Origin of the sequence: Streptomyces amakusaensis, assembly GCF_039532665.1 — a bacterium.
GTDB classification, from domain to species: Bacteria; Actinomycetota; Actinomycetes; order Streptomycetales; family Streptomycetaceae; genus Streptomyces; species Streptomyces amakusaensis.
In genome coordinates, this window is record NZ_BAAASB010000002.1 from 237,497 (window position 1) to 251,448 (window position 13,952).

General features: G+C 71.6%; 14 protein-coding genes. 11 read left to right on the forward strand and 3 right to left on the reverse strand.

Features of this window, described 5'->3' with window-relative positions; translation table 11 throughout:
* Positions 1–274 precede the first annotated feature (274 nt).
* Together ABD371_RS03625 and ABD371_RS03630 are read left to right on the forward strand one after the other, a co-directional pair.
* The gene (locus tag ABD371_RS03625) at positions 275–1,069 is read left to right on the forward strand and encodes a polysaccharide deacetylase family protein (protein ID WP_344472589.1); all 795 of its coding nucleotides are present in this window, start codon (positions 275–277) and stop codon (positions 1,067–1,069) included.
* Complete coding sequence (locus tag ABD371_RS03630; protein ID WP_344472592.1) at positions 1,069–2,271, forward strand: YVTN family beta-propeller repeat protein; 1,203 nt, start codon at positions 1,069–1,071, stop codon at positions 2,269–2,271. Before ABD371_RS03625 ends, ABD371_RS03630 begins: the two co-directional genes overlap by 1 nt.
* A gap of 429 nt (positions 2,272–2,700) precedes the next feature.
* On the opposite strand, the gene ABD371_RS03635 is transcribed toward ABD371_RS03630, so the two are convergent.
* Complete coding sequence (locus ABD371_RS03635) at positions 2,701–3,249, reverse strand: NUDIX domain-containing protein (RefSeq protein ID WP_344473191.1); 549 nt, start codon at positions 3,247–3,249, stop codon at positions 2,701–2,703.
* 43 nt (positions 3,250–3,292) lie between these two features.
* Positions 3,293–4,624 (reverse strand): NsdA family TPR-like regulatory protein, encoded by a 1,332-nt coding sequence (locus ABD371_RS03640; protein ID WP_344472595.1) that lies wholly within the window; start codon positions 4,622–4,624, stop codon positions 3,293–3,295.
* A gap of 127 nt (positions 4,625–4,751) precedes the next feature.
* On the opposite strand from ABD371_RS03640, the gene ABD371_RS03645 reads away from it, so the two are divergent.
* Genes ABD371_RS03645 through ABD371_RS03655 form a run of 3 tightly spaced genes read left to right on the forward strand, consistent with a single transcriptional unit; the run spans position 4,752 to position 6,349 of the window.
* Complete coding sequence (locus ABD371_RS03645) at positions 4,752–4,937, forward strand: hypothetical protein (RefSeq protein WP_344472598.1); 186 nt, start codon at positions 4,752–4,754, stop codon at positions 4,935–4,937.
* Positions 4,934–5,656: a SpoIIE family protein phosphatase gene (locus tag ABD371_RS03650; protein WP_344472600.1), complete on the forward strand. Its 723-nt coding sequence runs from the start codon at positions 4,934–4,936 to the stop codon at positions 5,654–5,656. Before ABD371_RS03645 ends, ABD371_RS03650 begins: the two co-directional genes overlap by 4 nt.
* A 42-nt stretch (positions 5,657–5,698) precedes the next feature.
* On the forward strand, positions 5,699–6,349 hold the full coding sequence (locus tag ABD371_RS03655; RefSeq protein WP_344472603.1) for an ADP-ribosyltransferase: 651 nt from the start codon (positions 5,699–5,701) through the stop codon (positions 6,347–6,349).
* On the opposite strand, the gene ABD371_RS03660 is transcribed toward ABD371_RS03655, so the two are convergent.
* Positions 6,342–6,995, reverse strand: a complete 654-nt coding sequence (locus ABD371_RS03660) for a GNAT family N-acetyltransferase (protein ID WP_344472606.1) — start codon at positions 6,993–6,995, stop codon at positions 6,342–6,344. The two genes, ABD371_RS03655 and ABD371_RS03660, sit on opposite strands and share 8 nt — an antisense overlap.
* A 105-nt stretch (positions 6,996–7,100) precedes the next feature.
* Between ABD371_RS03660 and ABD371_RS03665 the strand changes: the two genes are divergently transcribed.
* From ABD371_RS03665 to ABD371_RS03690, 6 genes are all read left to right on the forward strand, one after another.
* Entirely contained in the window at positions 7,101–7,322 is a 222-nt protein-coding gene (locus ABD371_RS03665) for an EF-hand domain-containing protein (protein WP_344472609.1), read from the forward strand.
* Positions 7,323–7,430: 108 nt separating this feature from the next.
* On the forward strand, positions 7,431–8,414 hold the full coding sequence (locus tag ABD371_RS03670) for a CopD family protein (protein WP_344472612.1): 984 nt from the start codon (positions 7,431–7,433) through the stop codon (positions 8,412–8,414).
* Between the two features lie 76 nt (positions 8,415–8,490).
* The gene (locus ABD371_RS03675) at positions 8,491–9,828 is read left to right on the forward strand and encodes a diacylglycerol/lipid kinase family protein (RefSeq protein WP_344472615.1); all 1,338 of its coding nucleotides are present in this window, start codon (positions 8,491–8,493) and stop codon (positions 9,826–9,828) included.
* Between the two features lie 157 nt (positions 9,829–9,985).
* Positions 9,986–10,972 carry a DUF1702 family protein gene (locus tag ABD371_RS03680; RefSeq protein ID WP_344472617.1) on the forward strand — a complete coding sequence of 329 codons (987 nt, stop codon included), beginning with the start codon at positions 9,986–9,988 and terminating at the stop codon, positions 10,970–10,972.
* Between the two features lie 97 nt (positions 10,973–11,069).
* Complete coding sequence (locus ABD371_RS03685; RefSeq protein ID WP_344472620.1) at positions 11,070–12,041, forward strand: DUF1702 family protein; 972 nt, start codon at positions 11,070–11,072, stop codon at positions 12,039–12,041.
* Positions 12,042–12,045: 4 nt separating this feature from the next.
* The gene (locus ABD371_RS03690; protein WP_425575802.1) at positions 12,046–13,947 is read left to right on the forward strand and encodes a CRTAC1 family protein; all 1,902 of its coding nucleotides are present in this window, start codon (positions 12,046–12,048) and stop codon (positions 13,945–13,947) included.
* Positions 13,948–13,952 lie beyond the last annotated feature (5 nt).

The following is a 13,952-nucleotide window of genomic DNA, read 5'->3' on the forward strand; positions in this document are numbered from 1 at the left end:
GACGACCTGGCCCGGGTCAATGGGGGTCGTGCCACCGACTATGGCAGACGGGGGCCTCCGTACCAAAATCCGCTACTCGGACAAATGTGATGAATAGCCATAGATCACTTGTGAATCGCAGGTGAGGTGGGCCACTCGCCTAGTAAACGACGCATAAAGTTCCCTCTCGCTGAATATTTCCTTGATCTGCTCGGATGGGGCCCCGCGACCCGCAGGGTTCATTCAATGGGCAAATCATCCTTATTCGCGCCATTCGCCCCTACGCTGCCTTCCCGTGACCCCGATCGACCGCCGCCGCGCCCTGCGCTCCGCAGCGGGGGCCGCCGTGTGCGCATCCCTCGCCGGCTGTACCGACGGCTCCCCCCGGGCCGGGGCGGTGCCGCCGTCCTCCCCGGCCGCCCCGTCCTCCCCGGCGGCGACGCCCCCGCCCGGCGGCCGGGCCGCCCCCGCCGCCCGCCGCTTCCCGGGCCTGCCCGCGCAGATCACCCACGGCCCCCGCGACCGCGACCGGGTCGCCCTCACCTTCCACGGCGGCGGCGACCCCGCCACCGCCACCGCTCTCCTCGCCGAGGCCGAGCGGGCGAACGCCAGGGTCACCGTCCTCGCCGTCGGCGGCTGGCTCGACCAGTACCCCCACCTCGCCCGCCGGATCCTCGACGGCGGTCACGACCTGGGCAACCACACCCAGCGCCATCTGAGCATCACCGAGATGCCGGAGGACGAGGCCTACGCCGAGATCACCGGCTGCGCGCGGCGGCTGCACCGGCTCACCGGCTCCATCGGCACCTGGTTCCGGCCCTCCCGCACCCAGCACGCCACCGAGCCGCTCATCCGGCTCGCACAGCGCGCCGGCTATCCGCACGTCCTCTCGTACGACCTCGACTCCCTCGACTTCACCTCGCCCGGGGCCGCGGCCGTGACCCGTACGGTCACCGGGCAGATCCGGCGCGGATCCGTGGTGAGCCTGCACTTCGGCCATGCGGACACGGTCGCCGCACTGCCCGCCCTCCTCGACGATCTCGACCGCCGCGGACTGCGCGCGGTGACCACCACGGAGCTGCTGAGCTGATGCACCGACGAATCACTCCACTGAGACTCACCCGGCGGGCCGGCACCCTGGCCACCGGGGCCCTGCTCGCCCTGATCGCGGGCTGCGCCGGGGAGGGCTCCCCGACGGTCGGCGACGCCCGGAAGACCGGGGCGGCGGTCCCGCTGGTCGCACCGGAGCCCGTCGTCCCGGCCGGGCTGCCGGGCATGCCGCCGGTCCTCGACCCCCAGGACATCTACGCCGCCGACCGGCCGGGTCTGCTCTCCCCGGTGGTGCGGAACTTCCCCTCCCGGGTGTACGTCCCCAACACCAACTCCAACACCGTCTCCGTCATCGACCCCAAGAGCTACGAGGTCGTCGAGACCATCCCGGTCGGCGTCCAGCCCCAGCACGTCGTCCCCTCCTGGGACCTGAAGACCCTGTGGGTGAACAACAACAGGGGCCACACCCTCACCCCGATCAACCCGGCCAACGGCGTCGCGGGCGACCCGGTGGAGGTGCACGACCCGTACAACCTCTACTTCACGCCCAACGGCAAGTACGCCGTCGTCATGGCCTCCCTCGACCGCGAACTGGTCTTCCGCGACCCGCACACCATGAACCGGGTGAAGACCACCCCGGTCTCCTGCTTCGGCGTCAACCACGCCGACTTCTCGGCGGACGGCCGCTACTTCATCGTCTCCTGCGAGTTCTCCGGCGAACTGCTCAAGGTCGACACGGAGAAGATGGAGGTCGTCGCCCAGCAGAAACTGCCCTTCGAGGGGGCGATGCCCCAGGATGTGAAGATCTCCCCGGACGGCGGGACGTTCTACATCGCCGACATGATGGCGCACGGGGTGTGGGTGCTCGACGGCGAGAAGTTCACCACCCCCAAGCTGCTCCCCACCGGCGAGGGCGCCCACGGGCTCTACATCAGCCGCGACTCCCGGGAGATGTACATCCCCAACCGAGGCGAGGGATCCATCTCCGTCTTCGACTTCGCCAAGAACGGGCTCACCAAGAAGTGGTGGCTGCCGGACGGCGGCAGCCCCGACATGGGCGGGGTCTCTGCCGACGGCAAGGTCCTCTGGCTGTCCGGGCGGTACGACGACGAGGTGTACGCGATCGACACCAGGAGCGGCAAACAGCTGGCCCGCATCCCGGTGGGCGGCGGCCCGCACGGACTCGCCGTCTACCCCCAGCCCGGCCGCTACTCCCTGGGGCACACCGGCGTCTTCCGCTGACCGGAGCCTTTCCGCCCGCGTCAGCCCCGCGCCCCGGCGCGCCCACGCGCGGGTGCCGGTGCCGGAGGCGTCACCGCAGGCCCGCGATGGTGATCCCCGAGATCGTTAGATGGTTTCAAGTTCACGGTCCCTGACCTGCGGGGGACACCAGTCTCTTGATCAACTGGGAGAGGAGTGGGAAACGGAGGCATCCAGAGCCCGCTGGCCGCTCCAGGGACTCCGCCCGCACATCGGGATTGTGCTTGCAGGCCGGCCACATGGGTGGCGTGTATGTCTTCTGGCGCTCGTATATTTTGTCAGGACGCATCCCGGTGCAGGCGGCGTGCCAGATGTAGACCCACCCGGCGCGGCTCCAGATCGGGTAGGCATTGACGGCCAGTTCGCACACGGAGCCCATTGCTAGGGGTGCTTCTCTGGGCGGGGCTTCTGCTACGCCCAGCCCGGACCATCGACCCTCAGATGGTGGAGCAACAGCAGCGCCGAGACGGCGTTCGCGGAGCGGATCTCCCCGCGCCGCACCAGCTCCGGCACTCGCGCGAGCGGCACCCACTCCCGCCGCGCGGACTCGAATCCGTCGCGGGGCTCGCCGATTCGCTCGGCACCGTCCGCCCAGTAGACGCGGTGGTGCGAGGTGGAGATTCCCGGCATCGGGTCCAGGGCCATCAACAGCTGCATCGGGCCGGGCCGCCAGCCGGTCTCCTCCTCGAACTCCCTCGCCGCCGCCACAGCCGGGTCTTCATCCTCGCCCGTGCCGCCGGACGGCAGCTCCCAGCCCCACGCCCCGGTGATGAAGCGATGTCGCCACAGCAGCAACACCTCGTCCGCCGCGTTCACCACGGCGGCGACGGCGACCGGCCGGAGTCGGATGACGGTGTGGTCGAGATGTCGGCCGTCCGGCAGCTCCACATCGGCCATGTTCACCGTGAGCCAGCGGTTCTCGTACACGGTCCGCTCGCCGAGGTTCTTCCACTCCGACATCGCCACGCCTTTCGCTGGGAACCAGGCCATCCCATCACGCTCGTCACAGTGGGATGCACAGCGTGTCGTCAATCCGGGTCACCACATCTGACGTTGCCCGCGCCTGTGATCCGGCCAGTGTCCGCCGTAGCTTGATCAGCCGGTCGCGCAGCCGGTGTGACTCCATCCCCTCCATGCGGTCCAGCATCACCGTCGCCGTGCTCGCCGCATGCTCGACGTCTCCTCCGCGTAGCTGGCAGTCCGCGAGCGTCGCCAGCCGGTGGATACGGCCCCGCTCGTGGGTCTGCACCTCTACCGCTTCTGCCGCGTAGGTCTGCGCCGCAGCGGTGTCCCCGAGCCGCATCAGCGCGTCCGCCAGGTTCGTCTCCAGCAGGCCGCCCTGGACGTAGCCGGTCTCGGCGGGCTCATCGGCAGGCCGGATCTGCCCGGCCTCCCGCTCGGCCGCCGTCATGCACCGATGCGCCTGAGTCTGGTCACCCATGCGTGAGTAGGCCTTGGCCTGCATCGCGTACAGATCACAAGCCAACGCGTGCGAAATGGCCCCGCCAGCCGTCCGGAGACCGGCCTCGGCGAAAGCGACTGCCTGCCGGTACTCGGCCATGAACAGGGACTGATTCACCATCAGCGCTATCACGTACCCGCCGAATGCCCGGTCCCCAGAGGCTTTCGCCAGGCGCAGCGCCTGGTGGAAATAGCGCTGGGCCAGTCCCTGCGCATCGGAGTCATACGCGCAGATCCCGGCGACCGCGACCAGCCCGCCGGTCGCCCGGTGCAGCTCACGGCCTGTCGCGTCGCTGTAGGAGCCCCGCAGCAGTGGCGCGGTCTCCGCGTTCAGGAATCCCAGGACGCGGGAGCGAGTGGTGACGCCGCCGGCCTTCCTATACATCTGCTCGTAATGCGAGCGGGCGGTCCGCAGGCTGGAGACATCGGCGATGCCGACCTGGATGGTTCCGCGACGGGAGACGTCGACGTCCTCCGGCGGGTTCTCCCATTCCCAGACCGGTCCGACTGCGGGAAGGCCGGTGATCACGGGAGCCTCCTGTACATCCGGGCGTTGTTGCTGGTCACCACGCCACAGAGCGGTGGCGCGCCCAACGAAGCCCGTCAGCGGAGTGGAGACCGGGGGCGGGGCGACGCCCATGCCGATGTCATCGACGGTCAGCGGTCGCCCGAGACGGCCACTGAGGATCTCGCGGATCAGGTCCGGCACGATCCCTCTGGGGCGCTGCCCGCGCAGCCATCGGATCACGGATGAGTGATCGTATGAATAGGTCTTTCCCTGCGCTCGGGTTGCGCGATTGACGCGCGTGGCGAGTCCGGTGCGGCTCATTCCGGCTTCGTCGAGGAGTGCGTCCAGGAGTGTGTTCGCGTCCATGCGTGCCCCGTATCGGTGAGAGCACTCAGCGTATCCGCGCGGCGTTCACACACTGTGTGAGACAACCAATTACGAGGGCGGCCCGCACACACTGCCGCTGGTCATTCAGCCTGCTTACGGTCATGGCATGCCGATGACGCTTGAGGTGTACCGCATGGGCCGGGACGGGACCAAGCGCCCCGTCTCGCCGAGGATCGTGGTCGGCGGCCCGGGCGGACCGCCCGGGCCGCGGGAAGTGCCGATCTCGTCCGGCTACCCGCCCTGCGGCTGCCCCCGGTGCTCCGGACAGCGCTTCGGAGACGGCCGCCGATGAACAACCCCGCCATCGTCGTGGCGACCGCCACCCGGCAGGGCACCGGCGAGAACAACGCCGACGCCGCGTCCGTGTTCACCGCGTCGGACGGCACCGTCGCGGCAGCCCTGATCGACATCGCCGGACACCACCCCGGCGCACCTGTGCTCGCCGACCGTCTCGCCTGGAGGGCGGCGGCGATCGGCGCAGGCTATGGAGCCACCGCCGCGGTGCTCGACGCCGCCGCCCTGGTGGCCGATCCGGGAGACGGCCTCGGGGCCGGGCCCCTGCCCGACGGAGCGATCGTCGTCACGGTGCTCCGTCCCGGCCGGCCGCCGAGGATCTGCGCGGCGGGGGACTCGGTCGCGTACGGCTGGGACGGCCGGCGTCTGACTGCCCGCACCGTCCCGCAGGGAGTGGGCGACGACCTCCGGGTCGGCCTCGGAACGGCGGTCGCGACAACCGTGGCCGCCGCCACCGCCCCGGCGGGGGAGATGCTGCTGCTCGTCTCGGACGGTGCCGACCCGGGCCGGGGGACGCTGGAGGCCCTCGCCCGCGAGCACGCCGCCGATCCGCAGGCCCTCGCCGACGCGATCGTGGCCGCCGCCGCAGCGGACGGGGCGGGCTGCCGCGACGACGCCACCGCCATCGTCGTCGGACCTGAGCCACCCGCGCGCGAGTTCCGCCGGCTCCCCCCGCCCGCGTCAGCCCCGCGCCCCGGCGCGCCCACGCGCGGGTGACGGTGCCGGGGGCGTCACCGCAGGCCCTCGATGGTGATCCCTATGATCACAACTCGTCTGCGGCGGCGCGCCCTCGTCCTCGCGCTCACCTTCACCGCCGCCCTGCTCCCCGCCGCCGCCACCTCCGCAGCCTCGGCCCCCGCCGCTCCCGCCTCCGCCGTGCGGACGGCGGCCTTCAAGGCCGCCCCCGCCAACTCCTGTCCCCGGGTCGAGGCCCGTCTCTACGCCGCCGCCGACACCCGCGTCGACACCGACCGCATCACCCCCTACCCCGTCTGGCGCACCAACTGCCGCCAGCTCTACCGCTCCGACGGCCGGGGCCCCGAAGTGATCTTCGAGGAGGGCTTCCACCCCAAGGCCCCCATCGACGGCCAGTACGACATCGAGAAGTACGTACTGGTCAACCAGCCGTCCCCCTACGTCTCCACCAGCTACGACCACGACCTGTACAAGTCCTGGAAGAGCGGCTGGAACTACTACGTCGACGCCCCCGGCGGCGTCGACGTCAACGAGACCATCGGCGACACCCACAAGTACGCCTCCCAGGTCGAGGTCGCCTTCCCCGGCGGAGTGGCCCGCGAATTCATCGTCGGCGTCTGCCCCGTCGACCGCGCCCGCAAGATCGAGATCCTGAACGAGTGCCAGGACAACCCGCACTACGAGCCCTGGCGCGAGTCCTACCCCGTCAGCTAGCCGCCCCGTCGCTCGCGGCGAACAGCGCCTCCGAGCCCACCGGCCGGAACCCCGCCGCCTGGAACGCCCGCACACTGCGGGCGTTCCCCGGCGACTGCTGGGCCCACACCGCCGCGTCGGGCACCAGATGACGGGCCGCCAGCGCCAGCGCGGGCCCGAGCCCCCGGCCCCGCGCCTCCTCGTCCACCTCGACGGCGGCCTCCCAGCGGCCCGCGAGCCCCCGGCCGAGGACCAGGAGCCCGCCCTCCGCCGCCCACACCCGCACCCCGTCGCGGTACGCCCGCGCCCGCACCACCCGGGGATGGTCCGGGTCCTCGATCTCCCGCAGCGCCAGCCCCGGCCCGCCCGGCAGCGCACCGGCCGCCGAGACGAGGTCGACCGTCTCCATCACCCGGCCCGTGCGCTCCAGCAGCGCCGCCAGGAACACCGGGTTCATCGCCGCCGCCAGAGGGTCCGCCGGGGTCCGGGCGAGCCGCTCCCGCACCCAGCCGGGATCCTCGTCCGTGAAGACCACCGAGTGCGCGGTGAACGCCAGCACCCCCGCGTCCCGGGCGCTCGGCTGCCCGATCACCGTCGTCCCGCCGTCGGCCGGCGGGAAGCTCCCCCGCGCGGCGGCCCGCAACATCTCTGCCAGTTCATCGCTCATGGCGGCATCCTCGCCTCCGTGCCCCTGGGACGGACCGCCCCGGCCCTCCCGATAATCTGATCTCCGTCAGTAGTGCGGAAGAAGTGCACCAGGAGGGGCGAAGCAGTGGCGGACATCGAAGAGGCGCGCAAGGCGTTCGACCGGTACGACGTGAACGGCGACGGCCGGATCACCGCGGCGGAGTACAAGAGCGTGATGGCGCAGCTGGGCGACTTCAATGTCACCGAGACGGTCGCCGAGGCGATCATCAAGACCAAGGACGCCAACGGCGACGGTCAGCTGACCTTCGAGGAGTTCTGGGCCTCGCTCAACAAGAACCAGGGCTGAGCGACCGGAGCGGTTCCCCGGCGGACGGCCGGGGAGCCGTGCCGGCGGTCCGGGACAGCCGGACCAGTTCGATTTGCCATGAAAAAGCACCCCGGTGACGATCATGAAGTGACCACTCCCGGAGCACTGGCCCCCGCCCCCGGCCGGGCCGCACGCCGCCGTGCCGCGCGGCGCACCGGTCGCGGACTGGCGGCGCTCGCTCTCGCGGTGACGCTCGTGGGCCTCGGAGCCGCCCTGTTCGGCGGCCCGCTCGCCGCTCGTGGGACGGGCGAGCTGCGCGTACCCGCGACCGGGACCACCACGGTGCTGCGCACCGCGGTCTTCACCGCGCTCGCGATCCATCTCGGCGAACTCGCGGGCGGCCGGCTCACGGCCGGCGGACCGGCTCCCCGGGCCTGGTCGCTGTACGCGGCGCTCGTGGGGGCGGCCGGTTCGGCGGGGCAGATCGCGGTGCTCGCGTCCGTCAGCGACATCGACATGGCGACGGCGTACGGCACCCGCGACGGAAGACTCCTCCTGCTGACGGCCAACGGCTTCCTCGCCGCCGCCGGATGCCTCGCCCTGCGCAGGCCCCTGCTCGCCCTGCTGCCGCTGGCCCTGGTCGTCGGCGCTGAGGCGCTGCGTGCCCACCCGGAGCAGTACACGCCCGAGATCGGGGCCGCGCTCACCGCCGTCCATCTGCCCGCGGCCTCCCTCTGGGCGGGCGGACTGCTCTACACCCTGCGTCTGATGTGGCTGCGCCGCGCCGACCGGGCCGGCGCCCTCGCCGTACTCGCCCGCTACGCCCGCCCGGCGGCCTGGCTCCTCGCGCTGCTCGCGCTGACCGGCACCGCGTCGACGCTGCGCAAGCTGCCCCCGGACGCCGTTCTGACCTCGGCGTACGGCAGGGTCCTCATCGCCAAACTGCTGCTGGTGGGGCTCGCCTGCGCCCTCGCGCTGCTCGCGCGCCACCGGATGAGGCGCGGGCGGCTGGACGCCCAGATCCCGGCCAGGGCCGAACTCGCGGTGCTCGCGCTGATCGTCGTGGTGTCGGCGATCCTCACCGTCGTGCCCGATCCGCACTGGGTGAGCGCCCGGCTGGGCATCCGCTGAGCCGGGTGGCACGGGGGCGGCGCTCCGGGTGCACCGTGTCCGGGCCGGGAATAGCCTGGGGCCGGAGGCTGCCACGATGACCCGGACCGCGAGACGGACGACGTCCGCCCGGCTTCCGGCCATCGCGGCCCTGTGCTGCGCCGCCGGGGCCGTCTCGATCGGTGTTCTGCTGCTCGCCGCCGCCGGACCGCGCAGTCTGGGGCTGCTTCTGGCGGCCCTGGCCGGGCTCGCGGCGGTCGGCGCGGGGGCCTGGTGGGGTCTCGCGTACCGGGGGGTGCGCAGGGTGCTGGGGCTGCTGCTCGCGGTCGTGGCCGTCGTCGTGGTGCTGGTGCTGTTCTTCAGCAGCGGTCTGTGGGTCTACGCGCTGGCCGCGGCCCTGCTGTGGGCGGCGGGGCTGGCCTGCGCGCGGCAGGCGCTGCGGCGGCGGAGCCCGGCCCGGGCGCGGGCGGAGTCCCGGCCGCCGCCCCGGCACCCGGTGCTGATCATGAATCCGCGCTCCGGCGGGGGCAAGGTCCTCTCCTTCGATCTGCCCGCCAGGGCCAGGGCGCTGGGGTGCGAGGTCGTCGTGCTGGACACCTCGCGGCGGCAGGACGTCGCGGCCATCGCCCGGCGGGCCGTGGCGGACGGGGCCGATCTGCTGGGAGTCGCGGGCGGGGACGGCACCCAGGCGCTGGTCGCGGGGGTCGCCCGCGCCCATGACGTACCCCATCTGGTGATCCCAGCCGGGACCCTCAACCACTTCGCGATGGACCTCGGCCTCGATCTCTCCGACCCGGCCCGCGCCCTGGACGCGCTGGCCCACGGCGTGGAGATCCGGGTCGACCTCGGCTCGGTCTCCGGCCGGCCCTTCGTCAACACGGTCTCCTTCGGCGCGTACGCGGACATCGTGCAGCGCCCCGCCTATCGCGAGGCCAAGGCCGCGACGATCCTGGACGTCCTGCCCGAGCTGCTCTCCGGCGGCGCGGGCGCGGCCTTCACCGCCGAGGCCGACGGCGACCCCCTCGTACCGCCGCAGGCGCTGCTCGTCAGCAACAACCCGTACGCGGCCGGCCGGCTCACGGACCTCGGCACCCGTCCCCGGCTGGACTCCGGCAGGCTCGGGGTGCGGAGCATCAGGGTCACCGGGGCCGCCGACGCGGCGGAGCTGGCGCTGCGCAGGGAGAAGGCGATGAGCCTCTCCGTCACGACGGCCCGCCGGGTGACCGTCTCCTCCCCGGAGCCGACGCTTCCGGTCGCGGTGGACGGCGAGGCCCTGCGGCTGGCCACCCCGGTGAGCTGCGAGATCGAGCACCGCGCGCTGCGGGTACGGGTTCCCGCCACCGGCCCGGCGGCCCGGCCCGTCTCCTTCCACGGGCTGTGGCGTCGCGTCGGCGCTCTCGCCGTCCGGCGCGAGCCGGGGAGCACGGGCCCCTGAGGGTCCGTCCGGCCGCCCGAACCCCTTCCGCCCCCGCCTTCTCCCCCGTGGCGAGAAGCGCACGGGGGAGGATGCCCCTTTCCCTCGCGCGGTCCGACCATGGAACGACCGTCACCGGTTAACGGCGACGACGTCATGTTCATGGCAGGAGGGGATCATGCCGACCACGCTCGGATCGCTCCGCAGGCTTCTGATGGCGCCTCCCCTGGAGGAGGTCGGCTTCTCCGCACGGGGGTTCGGCATCCCCTCCACGGAGCTGACCCGCCGCTTGGAGGCGATACCGCAGGCCGTGGTCTGCGGCTTCGAGTGGGCCATCGACGCACGCGGCCCCTGGGAGACCGAACGCCGCACCCTCCTGGTCGAACCGGAGCTGCGCGGCTTCGTCTACGAGGGCGCGACCATGGCCCTGACGATCCGTGACGCCATGGGCCCCGGGCGCGGCCACCACGCCGCCGACCTGCTGCGCGGCGCGGCCCGCCAGCATGTCTTCCTCAACTACATCGGCATCGGCTTCGCGATGGCCCGGCTGCCGAGGATCCTGTGGAAGAAGGTGCTGCCCGATCTCACGGGCTCCGACTACTACCCGGTCATGAGCTGGCTCGCGGTGGACGGATACGGCTTCGACCTCGCCTACTTCCACACCCGCCGCTGGGTCGACGAGCAGCGCCGGCCCGACCCGTACCCCTGGGAGGGCTCGCCCGGCTACTTCCCGCGCGCCGTGGACCAGGGCATCGGGCGCGCCCTGTGGTTCATGCACGGGGCCGACGTCCCCCGGGTCGCCCACGCGGTCGAGCGGTTCGCCGAGGACCGCCGGGCGGATCTGTGGAGCGGGGTGGGGCTCGCCGCGACCTTCGCGGGCTGCTGCCCGCCCGAAGGGTTCCGGGCGCTGCGCGAGGCGGCGGGGGAGGGGTACGGGGACCATCTCGGCCAGGGGGCCGTGTTCGCCGCCAAGGCCCGCGACTACGCGGGCACGGTGCCCGAGCACACCCACGCGGCCACCGCCGCGCTCGCCTCCCTCACCGTGGAGGCGGCCGTCCGGCTCGCGGACGACAGCTCCGTCCCGGACGGCTCCCCGGGCGCACGGCCCGCTTATGAACTGTGGCGCGAGAAAGTCCGCGCCAGAATTCCTTCCCCTGCTCTCTGAGCACATTCGAAGTAGACACCTCCACGGCCCTGCTGTGTAGATTCGAACGGCATACCCCGGGCATCCGAGTTTTCTCGACGAGGGGCGGTAGAGCACTGTGACGGCTCTTTTGCGCGCCTTCAGGCGCCGCATTCTCACACCATCCACAACAGAGACAGAAATCGAGAAGAGGGGGTTCCACAACAAGGGGCCGGCCGCCACAGAGCTGCTGGAGACGGTCGGAAAGCAATTCCTCCACGGGTATGGAGAGGCCGTCGAGACGCGTTCGACGGCGGAAATGGAAGAGAATCTCGAACGGGTCCCGAGGCAGTTCCGGGGCTTCGCCTACGAGGGCGCGGCCATGGGCTGCGTGATCATGGACTCGCTGCCGGTCACCCGGACGAAGCGGCTCGCCGGGATGCTGGCCGGCCGCGGCGACGACCACGTGTACATGGCGTATGTCGGGATCGGCTGGGCGATGGCCCGGCTGCCGAGGCCGCTGTGGCCCGACATCGCGGCCACCGATCCGCTGCTCCGCTGGCTGATCCTCGACGGCTACGGCTTCCACCAGGCGTACTTCAAGACCGGCCGCTATGTCCATCAGCGCTACCAGGAGCCCCACTTCAACTGGGCCCACGGCACCGCCTCCTACGCGCGGCGCGCCATCGACCAGGGCATCGGCCGGGCGCTGTGGTTCATCGGCGGCACCGACCCCGGCCGGGTCGCCGATCTCGCGGACGCGTTCCCCGCCGTGCGCCACTCCGACCTCTACGGCGGGATCGGTCTCGCCGCCACCTACGCGGCCGGGGCGAGCGAGGAGGAGCTGAGGCTGCTGCTGAAGCGGGCCGGCGACCACCGCGCCTCGCTGCTCCAGGGCTCGGCCTTCGCCGCCGAGGCCCGGGTGCGGGCCGGGCTCGTCGTCCCGGGGACCGGGGCCGCCACCGCGCTGCTCTGCGGAATGACGCCGGAGGAGGCGTCCGAACTCTGTGTCACGACGCGGCCCACCGGAAAAGAGAGCGCCGATTCACTCGCCTACGAGCAGTGGCGCAGGCGTATAGCGGACACATTCATTTCGATGGGGAGGTGCTGATTCAATGGAGTCACGATCATGGGCATACCGGAGAATGCCCGGCATAATCGCAATGGTGCTCATGGTGGGAATGTTCTACGCCGTCAAGCTCCCTGAGCCATCGGCCGCCGAAATCGAGAAGAGTGCCGAGCCGTTCGCTTTCGACGCCAAATCGATCGCCCTGCCCTCCGGATATCCGCAGCAGACGGTCCGCAAGGTGAACAAGAAGTACAAGCACATCGACGGATGGATTTCATCGGTCGGCGCGGGCGTCTCCATGACGGACGCCGACAACGACGGACTCCCCAACGACCTGTGCGTCACCGACCCGCGGATCGACCAGGTCGCGCTCACCCCCGCGCCGGACGCCCGCGCCGGGCGCTACGAGCCGTTCGTCCTGAACCCCGCACCGCTGCCCATGAGTTCGGTGATGGCCCCGATGGGCTGCGCCGCCGGTGACTTCAACGAGGACGGGCGGACCGATCTGCTCGTCTACTACTGGGGCCGCACCCCCATCGTCTTCGAGGCGCGGCCCGGGGCCGACGGCCGCTCCCTCGCCTCCTTCAAGCCCGTCGAGCTGATGAAGGGCGTCGGCGCCGACACCTACGACGGCCCGCAGTGGAACAGCAACGCCACCGCGATCGCCGACTTCGACGGCGACGGCCACGACGACATCTTCATCGGCAACTACTTCCCCGACAGCCCCGTGCTCGACCCGTCGAAGAACGGCGGCGTGGAGATGAACGACTCGCTGTCGCACGCGGAGAACGGCGGCGAGGACCACTTCTTCCGCTGGACCCCGAAGGGCTTCGAGCACATCGACGACGCCCTGCCCAGGGAGGTGCGCACCGGCTGGACCCTCGGCGTCGCCGCCACCGACCTCGACGGCGACCAGCTGCCGGAGATGTTCCTCGCCCACGACTTCGGCACCAGCCAGCTGCTGCACAACCGCTCCCGCCCCGGGAAGATCGAGTACGCCGTGGTCAAGGCCCCGCGCGACGCTCTCGTCCCCAAGTCCAAGCGGCTGGGCACCAGCTCCTTCAAGGGCATGGGCGTCGACTTCGGCGACCTCAACGGCGACGGACGCTACGACATGTTCGTCAGCAACATCACCACCTCCTTCGGCATCCAGGAGAGCAACTTCGCCTTCATGGACACCTCCGGGAGCAAGGACCGGCTCCGCTCGAAGTTCAACAAGGGCGAGGCCCTCTACGAGGACCGCAGCGCCCCGCTCAATCTCGCCTGGTCCGGCTGGGGCTGGGACGTGAAGACCGGCGACTTCGACAACAGCGGCACCCTCGCCATCGCCCAGACCACCGGCTTCGTCAAGGGCAAGACCAACCGCTGGCCGCAGCTCCAGGAGCTGGCCACCGCCAACGACGGACTGACCTCCAACCCGCTGTTCTGGCCCAACGTCCGGGAGAACGACGACCTCGGCGGCGACCAGACCCTGCGCTTCTTCGTCAAGGGCGAGAACGGCCGCTACGCCAACGTCGCCTCCGAACTCGGCATGAGCGTCCCCGTGCCGACCCGGGGCATCGCCACCGGGGACACCGACGGCGACGGCCGGCTCGACATGGCGGTGGCCCGCCAGTGGGCCGAGCCCGTCTTCTACCAGAACAAGGCCCCGAACGCCGGGGAGTCCCTCGGACTGCGGCTGCTGCACCCCTCCGGCTCCCCCGTCGTCGACGCCCAGGTCACCGTGGTCCTCCCGGACGGCACCCGCCGGGTGAGCCGGGTCGACGGCGGCGGCGGCCACTCCGGCAAGCGCGCCCACGACGTCCACATCGGCCTCGGGAAGCAGACCGGACCGGTCGAGACCCGGCTGAGGTGGCGCGACCGCGACGGACAGGTGCGCGAGGAGACCCTCCGGCTCAGCCCGGGCCGGCACACGCTCGAACTCGCGGCGACCGTGAAGGAGAAGTGACCCAG